The sequence below is a fragment of the Thiocystis violascens DSM 198 genome (assembly GCF_000227745.2).
Lineage (GTDB): Bacteria > Pseudomonadota > Gammaproteobacteria > Chromatiales > Chromatiaceae > Chromatium > Chromatium violascens.
On record NC_018012.1, the window covers coordinates 626,981 to 652,417 of the forward strand.

The following is a 25,437-nucleotide window of genomic DNA, read 5'->3' on the forward strand; positions in this document are numbered from 1 at the left end:
CCGCAATCCTCCAGCGAATCGATCAGCCCACCACTCAGCCCACCACATTATAGTCGGCTGCGCTGGTATTCGCTTGGACGGAGTTGGACGAAAATAATTGTAACTACTAAATATTAAAAGAATTTATTTTTTTCTTGTGGATCTTTCTGGACATGATTGAACTAGATAAACGCGGACTCCCTCTCCGCCAATGAGCCTGTCAGAAATTTTGTGTGTGAGGCATAACATGTCAGCAAGCAGGAGCATGTATGCCAAGCAAGACGAGCAAGAAGCAACCGGCAGCGGCACTACCCAGCATCCCCAAAGAGTTCATTGACCAGATGGTCAGCGGCTCGGTGAACGCCGAGGCGATCAATGCGACCTCCATGGCGTTCAAGAAGGCGCTGGTCGCGCGCGCGTTGGGTGCCGAACTCAGCCATCATCTGGGTTACCCGCCCGGTGCCGAGAAACCCAGCGAGGTTGCCAACCATCGCAACGGCGCGAGCAGCAAGACGGTCCTGACCGACGATGGGCCGTTGCGGATCGACGTCCCACGCGACCGGCAGGGGAGTTTTGAGCCCTTGCTCATTCCCAAGCACGAGCGGCGCTTCACCGGCTTCGACGACAAGATCGTCGCCCTGTACGCTCGGGGTATGAGCGTCCGCGAGATTCAGGGATTTTTGGCCGAGCAGTACGGCACCGAGGTGTCACCGGAATTCATCAGTTCGGTCACCGATGCGGTCATGGCCGAGGTGACCGCCTAGCAGTCGCGTGCGCTGGAACCGATGTCTCCGGTCGTCTTCTTCGATGCGCTGCGGGTCAAGATTCGCGAGGACGCGGTGGTTCGCAACAAGGCCATCTCGCAACAGCCTCGACGACGCGAGTTGGAAGGATCGCAAGGCGCTGGCAGCGGCGATCAAACCGATTGACACGGCACCCAGCGCCGAAGCGGCCTTGGCCGAACTGGATGCCTTCGCGCAGCGCCCCTGGGGCGAGAAATTCCCACCGTCGCGGTGGCCTGGCGGCGAGCCTGGGACCGGGTCATCCCTTTCCTCTACGCCGAACGCTTTGAAGCAGCACGAGGATAAAATGACCACCGACACAGAAATACTGACATCCCCGCGCTAATTTAAAAATACAAACTTTTGTATTTTATAGATAAATAACTTCTGCGATCAGCGTCATCCGTCCGACATCGCGCATCCCCTGCGCGACCTGATCGCTCCCCTGATAAAGGCGATGGACTTAACCACTGCCCTAGTGTCAGGATTTCTTACACTTCGCATTCGCCAATTTCTGCGCTTGAAATTCTTTCATCACAATGACATAGCGGAAACCGTGTCGTTAGATCCGATCAACAAGCGCACAATAGGCCCTTCGTGGTGTCGGAAAATTTTACACTCGAAATCAAGCGCGGATAAAAATCTCAAAGATAGTGTTTACTTCGGTACGCCTCGTGCTCCACGCCCGGTGCTGCCATCGCTGAAATCGCCCGACCTCTCGTGCGAACCGCCGCGTTCCGTCTTCGCGCCCCGCGTTGAGCGAAGCCGAAACGAGCTAGCTTGGAGACTGAAGCCGTTCGTGGGCTGACGGCAAGCCGAAAACCAAGGTCATTCCCACGCACCAACGGCACCACGCTCTACCGAAGGGAATTGCAGTCCGCAACTCGCCGGGCTATCCTGATGCTGCATTGCAGCAAAAGCGGCGGCAATCCGCTCAGGCATGTCCGATCAATTCGTCGAGATGCGTGCTCACGCAGCGCCCGAGCGCCGACAGCGTATAGCCGCCTTCCAGACAGGACACCACCCGCTCCTGACAATGCTTGACCGCGAGTTTGTGGAGTTCGCGGGTAATCCAGCCGTAGTCCGAGGTGTGCAGGTTGAAGTGGGCCATGTCGTCCTCGATGTGGCCGTCGAAGCCAGCGGAGATCATGATCAACTGCGGGGCGAAGGCGTCGATGCACGGTAGCCAGGCGGATTCGACGGCGGCCTTGTAGGCGGCACCATCGGTGAGTTTGGGCAGCGGCAGGTTGATGACGTTGGGGGCCGTGCTGTTGGCCCCGGTGCCGGGATAGAAGGGGTGCTGAAAACTGGAACAGAAGAGGATCCGTTCGTCGCCGCTGACGATGTTCTCGGTGCCGTCGCCATGATGCACGTCGAAGTCGACGATGGCGATGCGCTCCAGGCCATGCTGTTCGAGCGCGTGGGCGGCACCGGCGGCGAGGTTGTTGAAGATGCAAAATCCGCCTCCGTTGCGCCGGCCGGCATGATGACCGGGCGGGCGGGCGCAGCAGAAGGCGGCGTGGTGCCGGTCGCTCATCACCAGATCCACGCCCAGGATCGCAGCCCCGGCCGAATGCAGCGCGGCCTCCAGCGTGTGGTCGTTCATCGCCGTGTCGCCGCCGTCGATCCAGGCCAGCGTGTCGGCGTCCTGAGGCGCGCTGTCGAGGATGTGCTGGATGTAGTCGCGCTCATGGACGCGGGCGAGTTGTTCGACGCTGGCCGCCGGGGCGTCATAATGGGTCAGTAGCATCTCCATGCCCGAGGCGATCAGGCGATCCTGGATCGCGTAGAGGCGCTCGGGGCATTCCGGGTGATGCGCGCCCATGCGGTGCTCTTTGCAGGACTGATGAGAAATGAAGGCGAGGTTCATGTCGGCTCCTCTAAGGCTCGATCGCGGTGCGTGACGCGGCGGGTCATGTGCGATTCTCGATTCGGGCAGTGCCCGGATTGTTCTTTGCCGCGCTTCGGCGGCAGTACCGAAGATTAACCGCTTTTTTGCCCCGGAGGGCAAACCCCATGCGCTTGTCGGACATCGATCAACTCTTCACAGCCAGTGCCGTGGCGGTTTTTGGCGCGAGTGACAGCGCGGGCTCGATCGGCGGCATGGTGTTTCGCAACCTGCTGGCGGGCGGGTTCAAGGGTCACTGTTACGCCATCAATCCAAAATACGACCAGGTCGCCGACGAACCTTGTTATCCGAATCTGAAGGCGCTCGACAGACAGATCGATCTGGCTCTGATCGCCGCCCCGGCCGAGGCGGTTCCGGCGATTCTCGATCAGTGCGGCGGTTATGGCGTCAAGGTGGCGGTGGTCCATTCCGCCGGATTCGGCGAGCACGGCGAACGCGGCAAGGTGTTGCAGGAGAAAATGGTCGAGGCGGCCCGGCGCAATCGCATCCGGGTACTCGGGCCGAATTGTCTGGGGGTGATGCGCCCGCAGCACGGACTCAATGCCAGCGTGGGTCAGGATCTGCCGCATCCGGGCAATGTCGCGCTGGTCTCGCAGTCCGGCGCCATCTGTACCGCGATGATCGACTGGTCCGAACGGCGCAAGGTGGGTTTTTCCGCCGTGGTGTCGCTGGGCGCGGCGGCGGATGTGGACTTTGGCGATATCCTCGATTACCTCGCGCTCGATACCCAGACTCAGTGCATTTTGCTCTATGTGGAAGGCATCCGTCATGCCCGCCATTTCATGAGCGGTCTGCGCGCCGCCGCGCGGCTCAAGCCGGTGATCGTCGTCAAGGCTGGACGGCATCCCGCCGGCACGCGCGCGATCAAGTCGCATACCGGCGGTTTTGTCGGGTCTCCGGACGTGTTCCGGGCGGTCACCGAGCGCGCGGGCGTGGTTCAAGTCTCTGATCTAGATCAGTTGTTCGCCGCCGCCCAGGTCTTCGGCACCCGTCGCCGGCTGGCCGGGGACCGCATCGCTATCATCACCAACGGCGGTGGGCCAGGCGTCCTGGCGGCTGATCGCATGGTGGAACTGGGACTGACACTGGCGCAATTCAGCGATGCCACGCGCCAGACGCTGGAGCAGGGGCTGCCGGGGTACTGGTCGCACGGCAATCCGATCGACATCATCGGCGACGCGCCGCCCGAGCGCTATCGGTTGGCGCTCAATGCCTGTCTCGCGGACGATGAAGTCGATGGGGTACTCTGTATCCTGTCTCCGCTGGTCTTCGGGGATCCGGTCGCGACCGCCAATCAGGTCATTGAGGCGGCCAAGGCGAGCCGCAAGCCGGTGCTGGCCTGCTGGATGGGCGGCAAGCGGGTCGTCGAAGCGCAGGCGCTGCTGTCCGCGAACGACGTGCCTCAGTTCGAGAGCCCGGAGGCGGCGGCCGAAGCCTTCTCCTTCCTGGCCACCCATCACCGCAATCAGAAGCTGCTGATGCAGTCGCCCGCGCCGCTGTCCTATGAGGATCCGCCCGATGTCGAGGGGGCGCGTTTGATCATCGAGGGCGTGATGGCCGAGGGCCGCAAGACGCTCGGCACGGTGGAGGCCAAGGCGATCCTGTCGGCCTTTCGCATCCCGACCATGCAGGCGGTCCTGACGCGCACGCCCAACGAGGCGCTGATGGCCGCCGAGGTCTTGGGCTTTCCGGTGGTGATGAAGATCAACTCGCCGGATCTGGAGCACAAATCGGATGTCGATGGGGTGCGGCTGAACATCGACGACGCCCTGTCGGTACGCCGGATCTTCACCGAGATCGTCGATCGCGCCAAGCGGTTGCGTCCCGAGGCGCGGCTCGAAGGCATCACCGTGGAGCACATGGCCTCGACGCGGGCCGCGCGCGAGTTGATGGTCACCGTGTTCCGCGACAAGATCTTCGGCCCGGTGATCAGCTTCGGGGCCGGCGGCACCCAGGAGGAGGTGCTGGAAGACCGGGCGCTGGGTCTGCCGCCGCTCAATGCCTTCATCATCGAGACCATGATCGATCACACTCGCATCGTGCGTCTGATGGGCGCCTTCCAGCACATGCCGCCGATGAATCGCGTCGCCCTGGCAAAAATCCTGCAGCGCGTCTCGGAGATGGTCTGCGAGCTGCCGGAGATCATCCGCATGGACATCAATCCGCTGATCGGCAACGACAAGGAAGTGATCGCGGTCGATGCCCGTATCCATGTCGACTATCGCCCGCCCCAGCAGCCGACCTATGGCCACATGGCTATCCATCCCTATCCGAGCCATCTGATCGAACGCGCGCAACTGCCCGACGGACGGGATCTGGTGATCCGTCCGATCCGCCCGGAGGACGCCGAACTGGAGCAAGATTTCGTGCGCGGTCTGTCGGAGCAGACCAAATATTTCCGCTTCATGCAGGCGATCAAGGAGCTGTCGCCGGAGATGCTGGTGCGCTTCACTCAGATCGACTATGACCGCGAAATGGCCTTGATCGGCGTGGTCGAGAACGACGGCGTCGAGGTGGAGGTCGGCGTGGCTCGCTACATGTCCCGCCCGGGCGGCGAGGACTGCGAGTTCGCCATCGTCGTCTCGGACACCTGGCGCAATCTCGGGATCGGCGCCCGGCTGATGCGCTCGCTGATGCAGAACGCCCGCTCGCGCGGGTTTCGGGTCATGGATGGCGAGGTGTTGACGGCCAACAACCGGATGTTGGCGTTGGTCAAATCGCTCGGTTTCCGCATCGAGAGCGATCCGCAGGATCTGGCGATCAAGCTGGTGAGCAAGGTCTTGTAGCGCTTTCGTTGAGGCGCCTCCCCAGATGCCTTGTGGGTGTCGGTTTTCTTTACAATTACTTGGCAATCGCGTGAATATGAGGTTGCTGAAATCGGAGCGAGGTAACTTTAACGTTTGTTTTTAAATAAAGTTATCTTTCGTTTTTTGTTCTGGCGCAAAAATTGCTTTATCTGTTCTTTAGGACAGATTAAGGTTCTGGGATGGGGTTTAATGTGTATTGCGCGTCCCGTATTTCTCGCCTCCCTTGCCAATTTTTGCGAGTCCAGACTATGGCCAAGGCATCGACAGAAAAACCCGGGGGAATTCTCGGCATTTGGAATAAATTTTCCCGCATCTGGAGCGCATCGGTGCCGGACGAACTTTCGCCCTGCGAGTTCGATTGTCGAAAAACCGAGTGTCTTCAAGGCGATTGGGAGCGCTGCCGGCAACGGCTCGAACAGGTACGGATGCTGAGCACCGCCAGAGCGGCGGAGCGCGAAAACCCTCCTGACGTCTGACGGAAAGATCGGCCGGCACCGCCCGAAGCAGCTTGACGGTCATCGTTCGTCGGCTCGGCTGGCGCCGTGTCGCGCGCCGGCCGCAGGGCCGCAGGGCCGCAGGCATCACTCGCGCCGCGGTTGATAGCTGTCCGGGATCAGAATGGTGGGCGTGCGCTGGGTCGCGTCCTTGTGGGGGAAATCCAGGGTGTAATGCAGCCCTCGGCTCTCGCGCCGGCGTAGCGCCGATTGAATGATCAGATCCGCGACTTCGAGCAGATTGCGCAGTTCGATCAAGTCGTTGCTGACCCGGAAGTGGCTGTAATATTCGATGACCTCCTGCGCCAGCAGGTCGGCCCGCCGCTTGGCGCGCCGCAGCCGTTTGTTGGTGCGCACGATGCCGACATAGTCCCACATGAAACGGCGCAGTTCCTCCCAGTTGTGCGTCACCACGACCTCCTCGTCGGGTTCGGTCACCCGGCTTTCGTCCCAATCGGGCACCTCGGGCGGCTCTGGACAATCGGCGATGCGCCGCTCGATGTCCAGCGCGGCCGACTCCGAATAAACCAGACATTCCAGCAGCGAATTGCTCGCCATGCGATTGGCGCCATGCAGTCCGGTGTAGGCGGTCTCGCCGCTGGCGTAGAGACCGGCGAGATCGGTGCGGGCATGCGCGTCGACCATGACGCCGCCGCAGGTATAGTGGGCGGCGGGGACGACCGGGATGGGTTCGCGAGCGATGTCGATCCCCAATTCCAGACAACGCTTGTGGATGGTGGGGAAGTGCTCGACGATGAAGTTGGCGGGCCGGTGTGAGATGTCCAGATAGACACAGGCGGCGCCGAGTCGCTTCATTTCGTGGTCGATCGCGCGCGCGACGATGTCGCGGGGCGCCAGTTCGGCGCGGCGGTCGAAGCGCGGCATGAAGCGTTCGCCGTCGGGCAGTAACAGATGCGCGCCCTCGCCACGCAGTGCCTCGGTGATCAGGAAGGTGCGCGCGTCCGGATGATAGAGACAGGTGGGATGAAACTGCATGAATTCCATGTTGGCGACCCGGCAGCCCGCGCGCCAGGCCATGGCGATGCCGTCGCCGGTCGAAACGTCCGGATTGCTGGTATAAAGGTAGACCTTGTTGGCGCCGCCGGTCGCGAGCACCACGAAGCGGGCAAGGAAGGTCTCGACCCGGCCGGTGCCGCGGTTGAGGATATAGGCGCCAAGACAGCGGTGATCCCGATGGTCCGGGAGATGCTTGGAGGTGATGAGGTCGACCGCGATCCGCTGTTCGTGGAGCGTGACGTTGGGCCGGGCGCGGATCTTGGCCTCCAGCGTGGTTTCGACCGCATAGCCGGTGGCGTCGGCGGCATGCACCACTCGTCGGTGGGTGTGGCCGCCTTCGCGCGTGAGGTGATAACCGCCGGTGGAGCTGGATTCCGCGTCGCGCGTGAACTCGACGCCCTGGTCGAGCAGCCAGCGGATATTGTCGGGGCCGCGTTCGACGACGTGCCGGACCACCCTCGGTTCGCAGAGTCCCGCGCCGGCCTTGAGGGTGTCCTGAACGTGCGATTCGATCGAATCCTGGGCGTCCATGACGGCGGAAATGCCGCCTTGGGCATAGAGTGTGCTGCCCTCGGCAAGCTCGCGTTTGGAGATGACCGCCACGGAGAGATCCGTGCGCAGACGCAACGCCAGGCTGAGGCCTGCGGCGCCGCTGCCGAGGATCAGAACATCGTGACGAAAAAACGGTTCGGGCATGGAGTGCGCTCGCTTCAAGGCGGAAATCGGTCGGTCCGCGACGGTCTCGACGCAGCAGGCGGCGGCGTCGCGCGCGGACCCAGTGTCATCCAGTCGGTGTCGTTTCGTCGACCTGGATCAGGATTTAGTCGATGATTCGGTGTGCCCCGGCGCACATCGTCCATTTTTACGAACTTCCTTTTCGGTGAATTGTCCATGCCAACGGAACCGATGGTCGAAAGCCCAACGGGACGATCTCATGTCTGAGCGCCAGGCCGATCATGAATTGGTGGAGCGCGCTCAGTCGGGAGACACGCGCGCCTTTGACCTTCTGGTTTTGAAATATCAGCAGAAGGTAGCAAACTTGATCTCCCGATACATCCGGGATTCGAGCGAGGTTCTGGATGTCACCCAGGATGCCTTCATCAAGGCGTATCGCGCGTTGCCGGGGTTTCGTGGCGACAGCGCCTTTTATACCTGGTTGTATCGGATCGCGGTCAATACCGTCAAGAACCACCTGGTCGCCCAGGGGCGCCGGCCGCCCGGCGACGATGTCGAGGCCGAACTGGCCGAACAGATGGACATGGGCGCTCGCCTGCGTGAGTCGGCGACACCCGAGCGACTCCTGTTGAGCGATGAGATTGCCCTGACGGTACAGCGCGCGCTCGACGAGTTGCCCGAGGATCTGCGGACCGCCATCTTGCTGCGGGAATTTGAGGGAATGAGTTATGAAGAAATCGCGACGGCCATGGAGTGTCCGATCGGGACGGTCAGATCGCGAATCTTTCGCGCCAGGGAGGTCATCGACAAGCGGCTGCGGCCTTTGCTCGAGGATTAAAGAATTGAACACCGACGATATTCAGCTCAGGCATGAATCCAATGACCAATGAGCAGCGACCGACCGACTGGCAACGACAACGGCTTTCCGAGCTGCAGGATGGCGAACTCGACCCATTGAGCGCCTCGCGCCTGTTGGATACGCTGGCAGAGGATGCGAGCCTGCGTGCGACCTGGGAGCGTTATCACCTGATTGGCCATGTGATTCGTGGCGAGCATTGCGATCCGGCGCATCGGGCGGTCGCCGAGCGTGTGCGCCGGACGCTCGCGGTCGAGCCGACCCGGCTCCAACCGCGTGGCCGCCGGGCGCGAACGCACTATCGACCGCTGGTCGGTGTGGCGATTGCCGCCAGCGTGGCTTTCCTTGCGGTTTTCGTGGCTCCGGTTCTGTTGCGGGACACGGCAACGCACCCGCGGGTCACGGTCGGGGAAACGCCTTTGATCGCTCGCGCGTCGCTCCCCCGTCCGGTCGATGCGCGCTGGCAACTGGATCGCCCCGATCTCGCCAATAAGCTCGACCGCTTTCTGGTGACCCACCAAGAGACGGCTCCCGCGACCGGGGCCAAGGGCATGCTCCATTATGCGACATTCGTCGGTTATGAAATCCCACGCTAACGTGCGGATGACCCTGTGGTGGGGTGGAATCCTCCTTTTCTGTGGATTCGGCGCGATCGGACTGTCCATGAGCGCGGCGGGCGAGGATGAGGCGCCCCCCGTCGATGCGGCGCGACAGGTCGGGGATCTTCTCGAACGCATGGCAGAGGCCCTGCGCTCCCTGAACTACGAGGGGACTCTGGTGTATCTGCATGAAAATCGGCTGGAAACGCTCAATCTTCTGCACCATGTCGAGCAGGGTCGGGTCCAGGAACGCCTGGTGTCGTTAAGCGGTCCGGTGCGGGCGGTGGCTAGGGAACGGGATCGCGTTCTGTGCGCGCTCCCCGATGGCCATCCATTCTCGGTCGAGCGTCATGGCGGCGGCCATATTCTCGCCACCGACGGGATCGATCCCGCGGCTCTGGGGCGCTATTACCGCACGGCGATCTTGGGCGTCGCGCGCGTCGCGGGCCGCGAGACCAATGTCGTCGGCATCATCCCGCGGGACCAGCTCCGTTATGGGTATCGGTTTCACATCGATCGCGAAACCGCCCTGCCGTTGAAATCCGACCTGATCGATTTGCACGAGGAGCCGCTTGAGCAATTGATGTTCACCTCCATCGTCTTCAAACCTTCCGATGGTGTGGCGCCCGAACTGGTCGGTCAACCCGTGCGAAATGCTCCCGTGACAGAATCGGCGAGTCGCTGGCGGTTCGACGATCCGCCAGCGGGTTTTCAGCTGGTGATGCATACTACAATGCAGCAGCCGGATGGCTCTGCGGCCGAACATTTTCTGTTCACGGATCGGCTCTCCGCCTATTCGATCTATGTCGAGGAGGGCATCCAGGACGGCCTGAACGGTTTGACCAATATCGGCGCGGTGCATGCCATGGGCGGAAAGGTCGAAGGCCATCAGGTGACCGTCATCGGCGAAGTCCCCGCGGCAACCGTTCAAGCCGCCATCGCGGGTGCTCGTCGGTCGCCATGATCGAGGAGCGGGGGACGGTGGTGGCGCTCTCCGGGGACTATGCCCAGGTCAGGACAGAGCGACGGAGCGCGTGCGGAACCTGCACCGTCCAGGGTGCCTGCGGTACCTCGTTGCTGGAGCGTTACCTCGGACGGCGTGCCGTCGAGCTGACCGCGCTCAACCAGATACAGGCCGCCGTGGGCGATCGCGTGCTCGTCGGCATCTCGGAGCAGGGTCTGCTTGCAGCCGCCATGGCGGCCTATCTGGCGCCGATCCTGGCCTTGCTCGCGGGTGCGCTCCTGGGTGAAGCCCTGGGTGGCGCCCATGGCGAGGCGGCGAGCTTGTTCGGCGCTTTGCTTGGCCTGATACTGGCGTTGCGATGGCTGCGCGGCTATCGTGTAGCCACCGCGTCCACGCCGTTGATTCTGCGACGGCTTGAATTCAATTAGCGAAATCAATCTATGACAAAAGTATCCATGCCTGCCCTGTCGCTCGCCCTGACCGCGTTACTGGTTGTGACGCTGGCCCCAGGGATTGCCTTGAGTCGCGAGCTGCCCGACTTTACGTCATTGGTGAGCGAGAATGGCCCGGTCGTGGTCAATATCAGCACCAAGCAGTCGGCTCAATCACTGACGGCCCCGCGCGGATTTTCCGTTCCGGATTTGCCGGAAGACAGCCCGTTAAACGATTTTTTCCGCCATTTTTTCGGCGAAGAGGGTGACGCGCCAGACGATGCGCTACAGTCGCGTTCGCTCGGCTCGGGCTTCATCGTCTCGTCGGACGGTTATATCCTGACCAATTCGCACGTTGTCGATGGAGCCGACGAGATTGTGGTGCGCACCAGCGATCGCCGCGAATTCGTCGCAACCTTGATTGGGACCGACAAGCGTAGCGACATGGCATTGTTGAAGGTGGACGCCGAGGGCCTGCCGGTCGCCCGCATCGGCTCCACGAAGGAACTTCAGGTGGGCGAATGGGTACTGGCGATCGGCTCGCCCTTCGGATTCGAGGCATCGGCGACCGCCGGCATCGTCAGCGCCAAGGGCCGCAGCCTGCCGACCGAGAATTACGTGCCCTTCATTCAGACGGACGTGGCCATCAATCCCGGTAACTCGGGCGGTCCGCTCTTCAACCTGAACGGCGAGGTAGTCGGCGTCAACAGTCAGATCTACAGCCGTACCGGCGGTTTCATGGGTCTGTCGTTCGCCATCCCGATCGATGTCGCCATGGATGTGGTCAATCAGCTCAAGACCAAGGGCAAGGTCAGCCGCGGCTGGCTGGGGGTGCTGATCCAGGACGTGACCCGCGAACTGGCCGAATCCTTTGGCATGCCCCAGCCGCGCGGGGCGCTGGTCGCGCAGGTGTTGCCCAAGAGTCCCGCGGCGGCGGCGGGTTTGCGTCCAGGCGATGTCATTCTGAGTTTCGATGGCCGCGATGTCCTGACCTCCAGCACGCTGCCGCCCTTGGTGGGCGCGACCGCGGTTGGCGAAACGGCGACCCTTCAGGTGTTGCGGCGGGGCGAAAAGGTCGATCTCAGCGTCAGGATCGAGGAGCTTCCCGAAGACGAGCAGATGGCGGGCGGAGAGTCGCCGCGCCATGATCTGTCCGCCAATCGAATCGGTCTGATCGTGCGCGACCTGACCGCCGAGCAGCGCCGGTTGCTGGAGATCGAGCAGGGCGGCGTGCTGGTCGAAAGCGTCGCTGCCGGACCTGCCGAACAGGCCGGTTTGCGCGCGGGCGATCTCATTCTCATGCTCGACAACCAGCCCGTGAACGATCTGGGCGAGTTTGACCGAATCCTCGAAACCCTGGCGCCGGGGCGCCCGGTCGCGGTGCTGATCCAGCGCGCCGACAGCCGCATGTTTTACGTCATCCAGATGCCGAAGACCTGAAGTGGGGGACGGGTTAGCCTAAAAAGAGCGGTTGAACCGCAAAGAGCACAACGCTTTGCGCCTTTGCGGTTCCTCGTGCCGAATAAAGGGTCGGAGGCCCGTCCCACGTCGCCAAGCGGATCGGTGCGCCGATCCGCTCCGTTCTGTTACTATTGCGCGGTTAACCCGTGCAGGTCCGTTCGCGATACGCTCGGCGGTCTCGGCCATCTCCAGCTTCCCCGGTTGGCGTACTCGTCCCGACCATCCGTCATGGACCCCTGTTTCCACTGTCTTCACGAGCCCCCAGGGCGTCCAGATTCTCGATGACCGACATCAGCCATATCCGCAATTTTTCGATCATCGCCCATATCGATCACGGCAAGTCGACGATCGCCGACCGTTTCATCCAGATCAGCGGCACGCTCACCGCCCGCGAGATGTCCAGTCAGGTGCTGGACTCGATGGATCTGGAGCGCGAGCGCGGGATCACCATCAAGGCCCAGAGCGTGACGCTCGACTATCTGGCCCGCGATGGCGAGACCTATCAGTTGAACTTCATCGATACTCCAGGGCATGTGGATTTCTCCTACGAGGTGTCGCGCTCGCTGGCCGCCTGCGAGGGCGCGCTGCTGGTGGTCGACGCCGCCCAGGGCGTCGAGGCGCAGAGCGTCGCCAACTGTTACACCGCCATCGAGCAGGGGCTGGAGGTACTGCCGGTCCTGAACAAGATCGATCTGCCCTCCGCCGAGCCGGATCGGGTGATCAAGGAGATCGAGGAAATCATCGGTCTGGATGCCGAGCACGCGCTGCGCGTCAGCGCCAAGACCGGCGAGGGCATCCCGGATCTGCTGGAGGCGCTGGTCGCGCACATTCCCGCGCCGACCGGCGATCCCAAGGCCCCGCTGCAGGCGCTCATCATCGACTCCTGGTTCGATCCCTACGTGGGCGTGGTGTCGCTGGTGCGCGTCATGAACGGCGAGATGCGTCGGCGCGACAAGATCCTGATCATGTCGACCGGCCGCACCCAGCAGATCGATGGTGTCGGCGTCTTTACCCCCAAGAAGACCGAGCGCGACGTCCTGAGCGCCGGCGAAGTCGGTTACATGGTCGCCGGCATCAAAGAGATCGACGGTGCGCCGGTGGGCGATACCATTACCCGCCCCGAAAACCCGGCGCCCAAACTCCCCGGCTTCAAAGAGATGCGCCCTCGGGTGTTCGCCGGGCTCTACACGGTGATTTCCGACGACTACGAGGATCTGCGCGAGGCCCTCGGCAAGCTGCGGCTCAACGATGCCGCGCTGCATTACGAACCCGAGGTGTCGCAGGCGCTCGGGTTCGGTTTCCGTTGCGGCTTCCTTGGGATGCTGCACATGGAGATCATTCAGGAGCGTCTCGAACGCGAATACGATCTGGATCTCATCACCACCGCGCCGACCGTGGTCTACGAGGTACTGCGTAGCGACGGCGAACTGATCAAGATCGACAATCCCGCCAACCTGCCCGAGCCGGGCAAGTTCAGCGAGGTGCGCGAGCCGATCATCGAGGCCCATATCCTGGTGCCGCAGGATTATCTCGGCGCGGTCATCAATCTCTGTATCGAGAAGCGCGGCGTTCAGAAGCAGCTTCAGTATCTGGGCGGTCAGGTGCAGGCGACCTATGAACTGCCGTTGAGCGAGGTGGTGCTCGATTTTTTCGACCGGCTCAAGTCGTGCAGCCGAGGCTTTGCCTCTTTTGAGTACGAATTCAAGCGTTTCCAGGCGTCTGATCTGGTCAAGCTGGACATTCTGATCAATGGCGACAAGGTCGATTCGCTGTCATCCATCGTGCATCGCGCCGCCGCTCAGACCCGTGGGCATGACGTCACGGTGCGCATGAAGGATCTCATCCCGCGCCAGATGTTCGAGGTCGCGATCCAGGCCGCCATCGGATCCAAGATCATCGCCCGCACCACGGTCAAACCCCTGCGCAAGAACGTGACCGCCAAATGCTACGGCGGCGACGCGACCCGCAAGCGCAAGCTGCTTGAGAAGCAGAAGGCAGGCAAGAAGCGTATGAAGCAGGTTGGTAAGGTGGATATCCCGCAAGAAGCCTTCCTTGCCGTGCTGCAAGTCGGCAAGGATAATTAAACCGCGTCCATTACGGTATGCGTCGTTTCGAGTGGTCAATTCGGTTGGCACTCATCTGGGGCGTTGGAGTCGACGCGGTTTAAGTGTCAAAAAATTAAAAACTTAAACCGCGTCTCCACGGAGGCCGAAAATACCCTCAAAACCAGACACAAAATGAAAATTGCGCATTTCGCTCTGGGCGCGGTTTTAAGTTACACGGTTGAAAACCCCATAAGGATTCGCTGATGACGTTTGATTTCCCAGCTTTTCTCGTGCTGGCCTCGGTTCTGACCGGTGGCATCTGGCTGATCGATGCGCTGCTGTTCGCGCCGCGCCGGCGTCGGTTGGCCGAGGCAGCCATGGCTGGCGGGGCGCGGATCGATGAGGGCAGGCCTCTCGTGCGCGAGCCGGTCCTGGTCGAATACGCGCGCTCCTTTTTCCCGGTCATTTTCGCGGTTTTGATCCTACGTTCCTTTATTGTGGAGCCGTTCCGGATCCCATCCAATTCGATGATGCCGACCCTTTTGACGGGCGATTTCATCCTGGTCAACAAATTTGCCTACGGTCTAAGGCTGCCGGTGCTAAATCGCAAATTCGTCGAACTCGGCGAGCCCCGGCGCGGCGACGTGCTCGTGTTCAAATTCCCCCTGGATCCCAAGACCGACTACATCAAGCGCGTGATCGGTCTGCCGGGCGACGAGATCGATTATCGGAACAAGACCGTCTTCGTCAATGGAGAGCCCATGGGCCAACTGCCGATCGGCGCTTTCTCGGGCGAGGGTTCCGGAACCGAAATGACCGGCGCGCGCGAGGCGCTGGAGAGTCTGGACGGAGTCGAACATCGTATCCTGACCCGCTCCAACGCACCGAATCTGCCCTTCGGCTGTCAAAAGCTGGCGCTCGGTCCGATCAGGGTTCCGCCGGGGCATTATTTCGTGATGGGCGACAATCGCGACAACAGCAATGACAGCCGGTGCTGGGGGTTCGTGCCGGACGCGAATCTGGTCGGCAAGGCATTCGCGATCTGGATGCATTGGGACAGCGAGCGCGACGGTCTGCCGATCGCCTGGTCGCGTCTGGGCGATGGGATTCATTAAACCGCGTCCGGCTTGCTCCGCGCCGCCGGTGCGCCGATTCGGCCTTGTAGACCCTTGGAGAGATTTGTAATGCACAAAATGTCGAGGTTCGGTTCGCGCCAGCGTGGCATGGGGATGCTCGGCATCATTTTTACCGTGGGGCTGGTCGCCTTCTTCATGACGCTCCTGCTGAAGCTCGGACCGCTCTATCTCAACTTCTGGACCATCCGTTCCATCATGACCAGCGTGGCCGAGCAGTCCGAGACCCTTCAGGGCGGGGCGCGCGGGATCGCCGATATGATCGGCAAGCGCATGGATGTCAACAGCGTGGCCAATATCACCACCAAGGATTTCGACATCAAAAAGCTGGAGCAGAATACCTATCAGGTGACGGTCAACTACGAACAGCGCGTGCATCTCTTCTTCAATGTCGATGCGGTCGCGATGTTCACCTACCAGGTGGATGTGAAAACCCAGTGAACGCAGATCCGCGCCGGCTGGCGCTTGCCCTGGGGCATGCATTCAAACGCGAAGATTTGCTTGAGCAGGGACTGACGCACCGCAGCGCGGGGGCGTTCAATAACGAACGACTGGAATTTCTCGGCGATGCCCTGATCGGTTTCATGATCGCCGAGGCGCTGTGGGAACGTTTTCCCGAGGCCGACGAAGGCACCCTGAGTCGCATGCGGGCCTCGCTGGTGAAGCGTGAATCGCTGGCCGGGCTGGCGCGCGGTCTGCGTCTTGGCGATTATCTGCGACTGGGCGCGGGCGAGTTGCGCACCGGCGGTCATGCGCGCGATTCCATCCTGGCGGATGCGCTGGAGGCCGTGCTGGGCGCCGTCTATCTGGATGCCGGTTTCGCGGTTACGCAAACCGTGGTCATGGGGCTGTTCGCCGAGCGGCTCGACGACACCAGCGCGGCGCAGTCGGGCAAGGATCCCAAAACCCGTCTCCAGGAGTGGTTGCAGTCGCGCAAGTGGCCCCTGCCTGACTATGTCGTGACCGAGATCGGCGGCGATCAGCACGATCAGATCTTTACCGTCAGTTGTCTGTTGACCGACAGGAATCTGTGCGCTTTCGGCACGGGCAGCAGCCGTCGGCGCGCCGAACAGTCGGCCGCCCAGGCCATGTTGGAGCAAATCGAAAAATGACCGACCAGAAAATGCCGGACGAGAGTGTCTCCGACGCCGCGCCCGGACATTGCGGCTATGTGGCCATCGTCGGCCGTCCCAATGTGGGCAAATCGACGCTGCTCAATCGCATCCTTGGCCAGAAACTGGCCATCACCTCCCACAAGGCCCAGACCACGCGCCACTCCATCCTGGGCATCAAGATCCGTCCCGAGGGTCAGATCCTGTTCGTCGACACGCCCGGTATCCATCAGCGCGGCGGCAGCGCGCTCAACCGCTATCTGAACCGCGCCGCGCGCACGACGCTCAGCGACACCAATCTGGCCCTGCTGGTCGTCGAGGCGCTGCGCTGGACCGAGGAAGACGCCAAGGCGCTGGAGGCGGTCGCTCTGGCCGGCGTGCCGGTGATTGCGGTGGTCAACAAGGTCGATCGGGTGGCCGACAAGCAGGCGTTGCTCCCCTATCTGCAAACCCTGTCCAAGCGTCATGACTTTGTGGCCCTGATCCCGGTCTCCGCGACCCATGGGGATCAGGTCGAGGCGCTGGAGCAAGCGGTGCTGGCGGCCCTGCCGAAGGGCGAACCGCTGTTTCCGGAGGACCAGCTCACCGACCGTTCCGAACGCTTTTTCGCCGCCGAACTGGTGCGCGAACAGTTGATGCAGCGTTATGGCGAGGAACTCCCGTATCGGACATCGGTCGAGGTCGAACGCTTCGAGCAGGTGGACGGACGCTACCAGATCCATGCGCTGATCTGGGTGGAGCGCGCGAGTCAAAAAGCGATCATCATCGGCAAGCAGGGCGAAGCGCTCAAGGCCGCGGCCAGCCAGGCCCGCCAGGAGATGCAGAAGCTGTTCGACTGCCCGGTGCATCTGGAGGTCTGGGTCAAGATCAAGAAGAGCTGGTCAAGCGACGAGGCGGCCATCGCCAGTCTTGGGTATAGCGAAGACCATTAAACCTTAAAAACGATATGAGCGGACTCGTCCCCGCGCCTGCTCGCGATGGACTCTTCCAGGCGTTCGTCCTGCACCGGCGCGACTATACCAATACCAGTCTACTGCTGGAGGTCTTCGGGATCGGGGTAGGGCGCTTTGCCGTGATCGCCAAGGGCGCGCGTCGACCGCGAAATCCGGCGAGTGCGCTGCTGCAACCCTTTCAACCCTTATGGCTCGCGGCGGTTGGGCGTGGCGAGGTCCGTACCCTGACCCGCAGCGAGGGCGCGGGTCGCCCGATGACACTTCAGGGGCGTGCCCTGCTGGGCGGCTTTTATCTCAATGAACTGCTGATTCGCCTGCTCGTCCGACATGATGCTCATGACCCGCTCTTTGCTTTCTATCAGGACGCGCTCGCGCGTCTGGCCGAGGGGGGCGAGCTTGAGACGCTGCTGCGTCGGTTCGAACTACGTCTGCTGGACGAATTGGGTTATGGTCCGACCCTGGATCGGGAGGCGGGCGGGCGGGAACCCGTGCTGGCGGAGCGCTCTTATCGTTACGAGGCGGAACGGGGATTGCGCCGGGCGGCGGCGGTCGAGACGGGGCCGGTGCTGTCCGGCGCGACCCTGCTGGCCCTGACGCGGGGCGAGGATCTGGATCTCGCGCAGCGACGGGAGGCGCGGATCCTGCTGCGCGGGATACTGACGCCCTATCTGGGCGAACGTCCGCTGAACAGCCGCGAACTCTATCAACGCTGGTACGGTGCCCGGAACCCGACCGAATCCCTCGCCCAATAAACCGCGCCTCATGCCAGGCGCAATTGCACGACCATTGACGACACGTCCTTTAACTGCGATGGAAACCTCAATGCCGACGGACATTCAACGCCCCGCCGAAATGCTGCTGGGCGTCAATATCGACCATGTCGCCACCGTCCGACAGGCGCGCGGTACCCGTTACCCCGAGCCGATTCAGGCCGCGCTGGTGGCCGAACAGGCCGGCGCGGATTCCATCACGCTGCATCTGCGCGAGGATCGCCGGCACATCCAGGATCGGGACGTGGAACTGCTGCGCGACATCCTGCAAACCCGCATGAATCTGGAGATGGCCGCGACCGCCGGGATGGGTGCGATCGCCTGCCGTCTCAAACCCGCGGACGTTTGTCTGGTTCCGGAACGGCGCGAGGAACTGACGACCGAGGGCGGTCTTGATGTCGTCGGCAATCAGATTCATCTGACCGACTTCTGCGCACGGCTGGCCGAGGCCGGTATTCGGGTCTCGCTGTTCATCGACGCGGAACCGGCGCAACTCGAAGCGGCACGCGCGGTGGGGGCGCCAGTGATCGAGATTCACACCGGACACTATGCCGATGCAGGCTCGCCACGCGAGCGGGCGGATGCCCTGACGCGCATCCGTCAGTCCGTCGAGCTGGGGCTAGAGCTGGGCCTGGAGGTCAACGCCGGACATGGACTCGACTATCACAACGTCCAGGCGGTCGCGGCCATCCCCGGCGTGCGCGAACTCAATATCGGCCACTCCATCATCGCGCGGGCGCTGTTCGTCGGGCTGGATCAGGCCGTGCGGGACATGAAGCGTATCATTCAGCCGCGTCTCGCCGATCGTTCGGGGTGACCGCGAGACGACTGGCGGCTGAACAGAACTCAACCGAACGTTCGGTCAACACCAGCCGCTTGTCCTGATTCGCAACCGGACCTCGGCTTGCGTCGCTTAAACGAGAAATCGAGGGCTGTTTTGTTGCTCTAAACCGCCAGAACGCAGAGCGGCACCATCAATTCCTCCTCGCTCAGACCGCCGTGGACGCCGATCTGGGCGTGTGGCGTTTCGCTGGGCAGGTGATCGCGGATGACCCCATTCCCGCGCGGGAGCAGGCAATAATCGCCGACGCGACCCATAAAGCGTGGGTGGGGCGTGCCGAATCCAAATAACCCATCTGCCACTAGTTGCCGACTGTGAACGCAATCGACACGATCTTTCAGTCTGTGTTGGCAGTAGTCCTCGAAGACCCTTGCGTGGTCGGCGCGAACGTAGCAGAAGGCCGCGCGCGGCTCGCCGCACAGCGGTAGCAGCAGACAGTCCGCCAGTTCGGGGTGATCGGCTAGGTCGATGTTGTCCTGTGGCGTGGTATCGATCTGACCATGGTCGGCGCTGATCAGCAGCAGCGAGTCGGTGCCGGCGGCGGCGCTCGAAAAGTCCTCGATCACCTGTTCGATCTCGACCAGATGGGCGACGGCCGCCGTGCTTTCCATGCCGTGCTCGTGACCGATGGTGTCTAGCGCGGGCCAATAGAGATAGAGATAATTCGGCTCCGACGGACCTGACTGGCGCCAGCGACGAGGGGGACGGATCGCCCGCAGGGTCTGGCGGAATAGATCCCGCAGACCGTCGTAGGCGAGTATTTTGGCGCGTCCCGCATGCGCCAGATTGAAGTCGGAGCGGGCGATGAAATGGGGCGAGACGATGACGCTCCGCGTTTGGATGCGATCGAAAACGGACGCATGACCAAAAAGTTTGACTGGATCGATGCCGGCCTGGCGATAGGGCACGCCGCCATATCTGGGCTTGCCGGGGAGCACGGTCATCACGCAGCCCAATTCGCTCAGATAGGTATGCCAGCCAGTCAAGCCATGCTGGAGCGGGGCGTCGCCGGTGAGATAGGTGGTGATGGCCGCCGCTGTCGTCGATGGGAAGACCGAACTGAGGGTGCCCCGTCGGGCGCGGTTGAGGATGCCGTTGGGCGAGTGACGGGCGAGCCAGTCGGCGCCAAGTCCATCGATGACCAGCAGAATGAGGTTAGTCGCTCGCGCCAGTTCCGCGACCGGCAGCGCATCCAGCACGGGGTAACCGGAATGTCCGCCACGCGCCTGGAGGATGCTGCTCATCAGGTTGACGATTCCACCGCCCTGATAATCGGGTGTCTGCACCGCTCTAGTCGATAGCCCTGATCCGAGAATCATTTCTTCGTGATGACACCCCGGATCATCGCGTTGTCGCTGACGCCGCTCGCGTTGTAGGCGCGGATCCGATAAAAGTAGATCGTTCCAGCCACTAAACCCGTTATCCGCGCGCTTGCTCCGTCACCCATGTCCCGATCCCGGTAGCCGTTCACGAAACGGCGGAAGTTATTTGTCGTGGAGAGATCCAGTCGGTAGCCGTCGGCTCCCGCCGATTCGCTCCAGTTGGCCGTGAACCCGCTGGAGTTGATGTGACTGGCGGTATTGATCGTGGGTGCGGCGGGGATTGCGGAAGGCATTGAGGAATCGCCGCCTTCTGCTTTGCTCGCGGTATTCAGCAAGTCAATGGCATCGGCGATCTCGATTCTCGGCTTGACCAGGCCGGCATCGTTGATCGGGACGCCCGTGGCTTGGAGCGCGGTCAAGATTGCGTCAACAGTGGCCGTTGGCCGCGCCGATTTCAGGACGGCCCAGGCGCCCGCGACATGCGGCGCGGCCATGGACGTGCCGTTCCAGGTCTGAAAGCCATTGCCGATGATCGATGAATAAATGACGCTTCCCGGCGCTAGCAGATCCAGAAAACTGGCGTTGTTCGAGAACGAGGACATCTCGTCCGACTTCGTGGTGCTGCCGACGGTCACCGCGGTGGAGACGCAGCCAGGCGCGCCGATGGCGTTGGTGTAGCCGCCGTTACCGCTGGCAATGACGGTGGCGATCCCGACGCCGCGCAGTGCGTCGATTATCGGTTTGGTCGGATCCCGGTCGCAGGTCGTGGTGGAGACATCCCCGCCCAGGCTGAGATTCGCGGCGGCGATCGGATAGCTGTTCCGGAGCGCGTAAACCCGTTCGAGCCCCTTGATGATGTCGGAGGTGTAGGCCATCACGCAGCGCGCCCCGCCGCATTCGCGGGCGGGAAATCGGCTGTAGATCTGAATGGCGATCAACTGGGCGTCCCTGGCCACGCCCGAGAAGTTCGCGCCCCTGCCCGCCGCGATCCCGGCGACATGGGTGCCGTGACTGCAACCGTCGATGCCGGCATTGCAATTGAGTCCGGAATTGACCGCGGTGGACTCGCTCGCGCCTCCCGGGCACAGCGACGTGCTGCCTTGAGAACTGTAGCTTGACGAATAACAGGCCTCCGAGACCACTTTCCCGGCGAGGAAGGGGTGGTTTTTGTCCACGCCGGTATCCAGGATCGCGATGACCTGCCCCTGACCGCTATACCCAGCAAAGACGCTATTGCCTGTCGCGCCGATCAGGGGCAGGCTTTCGATCAGCGCGGGCGAATAGGCTTTGTCTTCAAAGACATCCAGAACCTCGGGGTCGTCGAGCAGATCCTGCACGTCGATCGCGTCGGCCTGCATGGCGAGTCCCTGCGCGCGATCGAACCGCTTCACACGCGATCCGACGCGATCCCGCCCATCCTGGAGCCCCAGTCGGTCGAGCAGGCGCTGCTGGCTTTCCGACAGCGCTGTCCGCGAGATGGGACGTGAATTGGAGTGCGCTTTCAAGCGCACGATGACCGGAACCGCACCCCGTTCAAAAGCCTGCTCCAGCAATCCATCGCGCCGTTGCGCCAGTTCGGCGGCAGGCGCGTTCGTCGTCATGAGAGGGTCGATGAAAGATTCCCAATCCTGCGTGGTGACCGCCGGATCCATGGTATCCAATGGCGTACCGGCCAGCGCGGAGAAAACCAGCACCAGGCCCAGGAGCGAGAGGAGCAATTGTCCAATTCGATGCTGATGCTTGGTTTTCATCGTCAAGGATCCAATGTCTGCTGGTCGGGAAACGGGGATGGCAACATTCATCCTTACTTTTCCGCAAAGGATGGCATACCTTTCCGGCTTGCGGCGTGACCCGTGTCACGGTTTTCTGGAACCGCATGAATGAAAAAGAGAAAAAACCGTCTTTATTCGCCTTCCTCGCACGTCATTTGAGAACGCCAAGATGTCATTCAAACCAAGCACCTGCTATGAATGCGACGCCAATTGCGCCATCGAGGTCGAACTCGACGAGGCGGGCGAGCCGATCGGCGTCAAGGGTCCGGATTGTCCGCGCTGTTATGTGCAGATCGATCGGCGCAATCATCCCGAGCGCCTGCTGTATCCGCTCAAGCGGGTCGGACCGCGCGGCAGCGGCGCCTTCGAGCGAATCTCCTGGGACGAGGCGTTGGACACCATCGCCGCGCGTCTCGCCGCGGTCAAGTCCACGCATGGCGCGCCGGCAGTGGCCTTTTTCGCCGGTTATACCAAGGAAGCGCGGCCCCAGCTTCAGCGGTTGGCGCACGCCTTCGGCTCGCCCAATTATCTGACCGAAAGCGGCTGCTGTTTCTCCGCGACCATGGTCGCCGAGAAGGTGACCTTCGGCTACAAGATCAAAACCACCTCGACCGTGATCTCGCCCAAGACGCGCTGTCATCTGATCTGGTCGACCAATCCGCGCGGCTCCATTCCGCCGTTCGATACGCACGGGCTGGTCACGCTCAAGGCGGGTCGGCGGATGATCGTGGTGGATCCGCGTCGTACCCCAATGGTCGATCAGGCCGACATCCATCTGCGCATCCGGCCTGGCACGGATGGCGCCCTGGCGCTCGGGTTCCATCATCTGATCTTCGAGAACGGCTGGCAGGATCAAGCCTTTCTGGACGAATGGGCGACTGGCGTCGCGTCCTTCCGCGAGTATGTCCGCGACTTCACGCCCGCGCGGGTGGCGACGATCTGCGGCATCGATGAGACCAATCTGCGCGCGGCGGTCGAACTCTTCGCGACCACCGCGCCGGCCCAGATCACCCTGTCGCCGACCGCGACCGTGCAGCACAGCAACGGTTTTCAGAACCATCGGGCGGTGATTCTGCTCTCGGCCGTGACTGGCAATCTGGATCGCGAGGGCGGCAACCGCTTCTTCAACGACAAGTTCATGCCCAAGCCGATCGAGCTGTTCGACTATTGCCGCAAACATCTCCCGCCGCGCATCGGCGACGAGGTCTATCCGGTCTGGACGAAATACTGGCCGGCGGGACAGAGCATGCTGTTGCCGGACTGTATCCTCGACGGTCGGCCGCAGCGGGTGCGGGCGTTACTCGCCATGGGCATCAACACGGCCATGTGGCCGAATTCAAAGCGCATGGAACAGGCGTTGGGCGCGCTGGATTTTTTCGCCGTAACCGATTTCTTCCATAATCCGGCCACGCTTCAGGCCGACATCGTCCTGCCGGCGGCGACCAATCTGGAACGGCCCGCGCTGATCGCCTATCCGGGCTGCGCCTATCAGGGCGAGTTGCGCTATCGCCGTCCGGTGGTCGCGCCCAAGGGCGAGGCGCGGCCCGATGGCGCCATCTTTCTGGAACTCGGCGTACGTCTCGGGATGGGCGATCAATTCTGGCAGGGCGACCTGGAAGCCTCCTGGAGCGAGGCGGCGGAAGGCATCCCGGAGGAGATCCGCGAGGAGGTGTTCGCGAATCCCGATGGCGTGACGGTCTATGCGCAAGCGATCGAGGATCTGGTCGAACATGGCTTTCTGGACGCGGATCGACTCTATCGACTGCGCGGTTTCCCGACCGCCAGCGGCAAGGTGGAATTCGATTCGGCCGAATTGCGCGCGGCCGGCCATGACGGATTGCCCCTCTATCGCGAGCCGGCCGAGAGTCCGCTGTCGACCCCCGAGATCGCCCGCGACTATCCGCTGGTCCTGACCAGCGGGGCGCGGACCAAGTTCGACACTCACTCTCAGCATCAGCGCATGGAACGCATGCGCCGCGCGGTTCCCGACCCCTTGGTCGAAATCCATCCGTCGGATGCCGAGCCGCGCGGGATCGCGGATGGCGAGTCGGTCAGGGTGCGCTCGCCGCGTGGCGAGGTGCGCTTCGTCGCCCGCGTGACCGACCGCATTAAGCCCGGCGTGGTGCACTGCGCGCACGGCTGGAATAGCGCCAATATCAACGAGCTGACCGATGACCGCCATCTCGATCCGATCAGCGGATTTCCGCCGTTCAAGTCGGGATTATGCGAAGTGGAGCGGCTTTAAACGTCATGCCCTTCATCGGTGTTCTGCCCGAACGCGAGTCTCTGTTCCAGCCGCAACCCCGGCGCGAGGTCGCGGTCAGCGATGCCGCCGCCTGGCGGCTGAATCCCCAGCACCGACAGGTGTACGACAAACTCACGCTGGCGCTCGACGCCGGGCTGAAGGCGGCGCCCTGCGGGGTCGATCCGCGCGACTGCGGCATCGCCCCCGATACCCTGGTCTTCGTCAAGCCCATCGTCAATCTCGCCGGCATGGCGGTGCGCGCCCGGGCGGTGGCCGCCGACGCCGTTCCACCAGAGGCCGGCAGTTTCTGGTGCGAGCGGCTCCAAGGCACCCATACGAGCAGCGATTGTCTGGTACGTGATGGCCGTGCGATCTGGTTTGCCCATACGCGCGGATCGGACGAGAAACACCACGAACGTCCGATCTATTGGGACGTGGGCGTGCCTTTGCCGGAGTTGGAGCCCGTGCTCGCGCGGTGGGTGGCGGATCATCTGCGGGGGTATACGGGGCTATGCAATCTGGAACTGATCGGCGGGCGGCCCATCGAGGCGCATCTGCGCGGCTCCAACGGCTTTTTCGACTTCTACGGTCCCGAGTTCCTGTCCGCCTGGGTCGCACTCGTGGACGACAAGTCTTGCGCGCCGCCGCCGCCGATTCCAGGTGGATTGGTAATCTCGGTCTTTGGCGCCAAGGAACTCAGTCTTGAGCAGCAAGCGCGGATTTCCGCGCTTGGGGTGAAGATCCAACCGGATCTCCACACCCCTGATCGGTCGGCTATTCTGCGCTGTCGGGATAAGTCCCTGGGTCTGACTCTGTGCGGCCAATTGGGACTGACACGCAACAATCAGACGGCGTAAACCGCGCCAGCACCGGCGCGGCTGGCTCCTGTAAGACCGAGCCGATGCGCAAGCAACGCAGAGTGCTCAAGACGCGGTTTACAGTTTGGGCAAAACGATCGGCTCGCGTTTGTCCGGATTTGCACGGTAAAAGGCGGCGACATTGCCGATGCGGGTGATGAGATTGGCCTGAGTGCGTTCCTGAATGACTGCAATGGCTGCGTCGCGTGCCTCGCGGTCGCCCGCGTTGATGCGGATCTTGAGCAACTCATGGTGGCTCATGGCGATCTCGATCTCGGCCAGGACGGACTCGGTAAGCCCGTGCTGACCGACGAGGACGACGGGATTGAGATGGTGCACCTGCTTTTTGAGCCAGCGCTTCTGTTTTTCGGTAATGGTCATGTGGTGTTCATCGGTTATTGATCGGAGGCGAC

The 25,437-nt window shown here is 62.3% G+C and carries 21 protein-coding genes and 1 pseudogene; 17 read left to right on the forward strand and 5 right to left on the reverse strand.

Translation table 11 applies throughout. The features are described 5' to 3' along the window. Nucleotides 1-248: 248 nt before the first annotated feature. Nucleotides 249-1,031 (forward strand): annotated as a pseudogene (locus tag THIVI_RS02900) (transposase); the annotation flags it as partial. 664 nt (nucleotides 1,032-1,695) lie between these two features. Here THIVI_RS02900 and THIVI_RS02905 read toward each other — a convergent pair. Continuing rightward, nucleotides 1,696-2,631, reverse strand: coding sequence for a histone deacetylase family protein (locus tag THIVI_RS02905; RefSeq protein ID WP_014777150.1), 936 nt, complete (start codon nucleotides 2,629-2,631; stop codon nucleotides 1,696-1,698). Nucleotides 2,632-2,777: 146 nt separating this feature from the next. Here THIVI_RS02905 and THIVI_RS02910 point away from each other — a divergent pair, with 146 nt between their 5' ends. Then, nucleotides 2,778-5,456: a bifunctional acetate--CoA ligase family protein/GNAT family N-acetyltransferase gene (locus THIVI_RS02910; RefSeq protein ID WP_014777151.1), complete on the forward strand. Its 2,679-nt coding sequence runs from the start codon at nucleotides 2,778-2,780 to the stop codon at nucleotides 5,454-5,456. A 269-nt stretch (nucleotides 5,457-5,725) separates the two neighbouring features. Beyond that, entirely contained in the window at nucleotides 5,726-5,953 is a 228-nt protein-coding gene (locus THIVI_RS02915; protein ID WP_041446797.1) for a hypothetical protein, read from the forward strand. 105 nt (nucleotides 5,954-6,058) lie between these two features. Here the strand turns inward: THIVI_RS02915 and nadB are convergent, their stop codons facing one another. After that, nucleotides 6,059-7,684, reverse strand: coding sequence for an L-aspartate oxidase (gene nadB / locus THIVI_RS02920; protein ID WP_014777152.1), 1,626 nt, complete (start codon nucleotides 7,682-7,684; stop codon nucleotides 6,059-6,061). Between the two features lie 238 nt (nucleotides 7,685-7,922). Between nadB and rpoE the strand changes: the two genes are divergently transcribed. The 12 genes from rpoE (at nucleotide 7,923) to pdxJ (ending at nucleotide 18,804) form a co-directional block, all read left to right on the forward strand. Further along, complete coding sequence (gene rpoE, locus THIVI_RS02925; protein WP_014777153.1) at nucleotides 7,923-8,501, forward strand: RNA polymerase sigma factor RpoE; 579 nt, start codon at nucleotides 7,923-7,925, stop codon at nucleotides 8,499-8,501. A gap of 32 nt (nucleotides 8,502-8,533) precedes the next feature. Continuing rightward, complete coding sequence (locus THIVI_RS22485; protein WP_052314943.1) at nucleotides 8,534-9,115, forward strand: sigma-E factor negative regulatory protein; 582 nt, start codon at nucleotides 8,534-8,536, stop codon at nucleotides 9,113-9,115. Continuing rightward, the gene (locus THIVI_RS02935; RefSeq protein ID WP_014777155.1) at nucleotides 9,099-10,082 is read left to right on the forward strand and encodes a MucB/RseB C-terminal domain-containing protein; all 984 of its coding nucleotides are present in this window, start codon (nucleotides 9,099-9,101) and stop codon (nucleotides 10,080-10,082) included. Before THIVI_RS22485 ends, THIVI_RS02935 begins: the two co-directional genes overlap by 17 nt. Beyond that, entirely contained in the window at nucleotides 10,079-10,510 is a 432-nt protein-coding gene (locus THIVI_RS02940) for a SoxR reducing system RseC family protein (RefSeq protein ID WP_014777156.1), read from the forward strand. The genes THIVI_RS02935 and THIVI_RS02940 overlap by 4 nt, the downstream gene beginning before the upstream one ends. 12 nt (nucleotides 10,511-10,522) lie before the next feature. Further along, the gene (locus THIVI_RS02945) at nucleotides 10,523-11,953 is read left to right on the forward strand and encodes a DegQ family serine endoprotease (RefSeq protein ID WP_157174347.1); all 1,431 of its coding nucleotides are present in this window, start codon (nucleotides 10,523-10,525) and stop codon (nucleotides 11,951-11,953) included. Between the two features lie 302 nt (nucleotides 11,954-12,255). Beyond that, a complete protein-coding gene (gene lepA, locus THIVI_RS02950; protein WP_014777158.1) occupies nucleotides 12,256-14,058 on the forward strand; it encodes a translation elongation factor 4 in 1,803 nt (600 codons plus the stop codon). A gap of 224 nt (nucleotides 14,059-14,282) precedes the next feature. Beyond that, entirely contained in the window at nucleotides 14,283-15,134 is an 852-nt protein-coding gene (lepB, locus tag THIVI_RS02955) for a signal peptidase I (protein ID WP_014777159.1), read from the forward strand. A 69-nt stretch (nucleotides 15,135-15,203) separates the two neighbouring features. Then, nucleotides 15,204-15,593 carry a DUF4845 domain-containing protein gene (locus THIVI_RS02960; protein WP_014777160.1) on the forward strand — a complete coding sequence of 130 codons (390 nt, stop codon included), beginning with the start codon at nucleotides 15,204-15,206 and terminating at the stop codon, nucleotides 15,591-15,593. Continuing rightward, nucleotides 15,590-16,264, forward strand: a complete 675-nt coding sequence (gene rnc, locus THIVI_RS02965) for a ribonuclease III (RefSeq protein ID WP_014777161.1) — start codon at nucleotides 15,590-15,592, stop codon at nucleotides 16,262-16,264. Before THIVI_RS02960 ends, rnc begins: the two co-directional genes overlap by 4 nt. Continuing rightward, the gene (era, locus tag THIVI_RS02970; RefSeq protein ID WP_014777162.1) at nucleotides 16,261-17,196 is read left to right on the forward strand and encodes a GTPase Era; all 936 of its coding nucleotides are present in this window, start codon (nucleotides 16,261-16,263) and stop codon (nucleotides 17,194-17,196) included. Before rnc ends, era begins: the two co-directional genes overlap by 4 nt. Before the next feature lie 14 nt (nucleotides 17,197-17,210). Then, complete coding sequence (recO, locus tag THIVI_RS02975) at nucleotides 17,211-17,969, forward strand: DNA repair protein RecO (RefSeq protein WP_014777163.1); 759 nt, start codon at nucleotides 17,211-17,213, stop codon at nucleotides 17,967-17,969. Nucleotides 17,970-18,039: 70 nt separating this feature from the next. Next, nucleotides 18,040-18,804, forward strand: coding sequence for a pyridoxine 5'-phosphate synthase (gene pdxJ / locus THIVI_RS02980; RefSeq protein WP_014777164.1), 765 nt, complete (start codon nucleotides 18,040-18,042; stop codon nucleotides 18,802-18,804). Nucleotides 18,805-18,932: 128 nt separating this feature from the next. Here the strand turns inward: pdxJ and THIVI_RS02985 are convergent, their stop codons facing one another. Beyond that, nucleotides 18,933-20,072, reverse strand: a complete 1,140-nt coding sequence (locus THIVI_RS02985) for an alkaline phosphatase family protein (RefSeq protein ID WP_245537361.1) — start codon at nucleotides 20,070-20,072, stop codon at nucleotides 18,933-18,935. Nucleotides 20,073-20,143: 71 nt separating this feature from the next. Then, nucleotides 20,144-21,901, reverse strand: a complete 1,758-nt coding sequence (locus tag THIVI_RS02990) for a S8 family peptidase (protein WP_014777166.1) — start codon at nucleotides 21,899-21,901, stop codon at nucleotides 20,144-20,146. A gap of 190 nt (nucleotides 21,902-22,091) precedes the next feature. Between THIVI_RS02990 and THIVI_RS02995 the strand changes: the two genes are divergently transcribed. Both THIVI_RS02995 and THIVI_RS03000 read left to right on the forward strand, forming a co-directional pair. After that, nucleotides 22,092-24,167, forward strand: coding sequence for a molybdopterin-containing oxidoreductase family protein (locus THIVI_RS02995; RefSeq protein ID WP_014777167.1), 2,076 nt, complete (start codon nucleotides 22,092-22,094; stop codon nucleotides 24,165-24,167). Nucleotides 24,168-24,172: 5 nt separating this feature from the next. After that, nucleotides 24,173-25,024: an ATP-grasp domain-containing protein gene (locus tag THIVI_RS03000; protein WP_014777168.1), complete on the forward strand. Its 852-nt coding sequence runs from the start codon at nucleotides 24,173-24,175 to the stop codon at nucleotides 25,022-25,024. A gap of 78 nt (nucleotides 25,025-25,102) precedes the next feature. On the opposite strand, the gene THIVI_RS03005 is transcribed toward THIVI_RS03000, so the two are convergent. Continuing rightward, on the reverse strand, nucleotides 25,103-25,405 hold the full coding sequence (locus THIVI_RS03005) for a YhbY family RNA-binding protein (protein WP_014777169.1): 303 nt from the start codon (nucleotides 25,403-25,405) through the stop codon (nucleotides 25,103-25,105). Nucleotides 25,406-25,437: the final 32 nt, after the last annotated feature.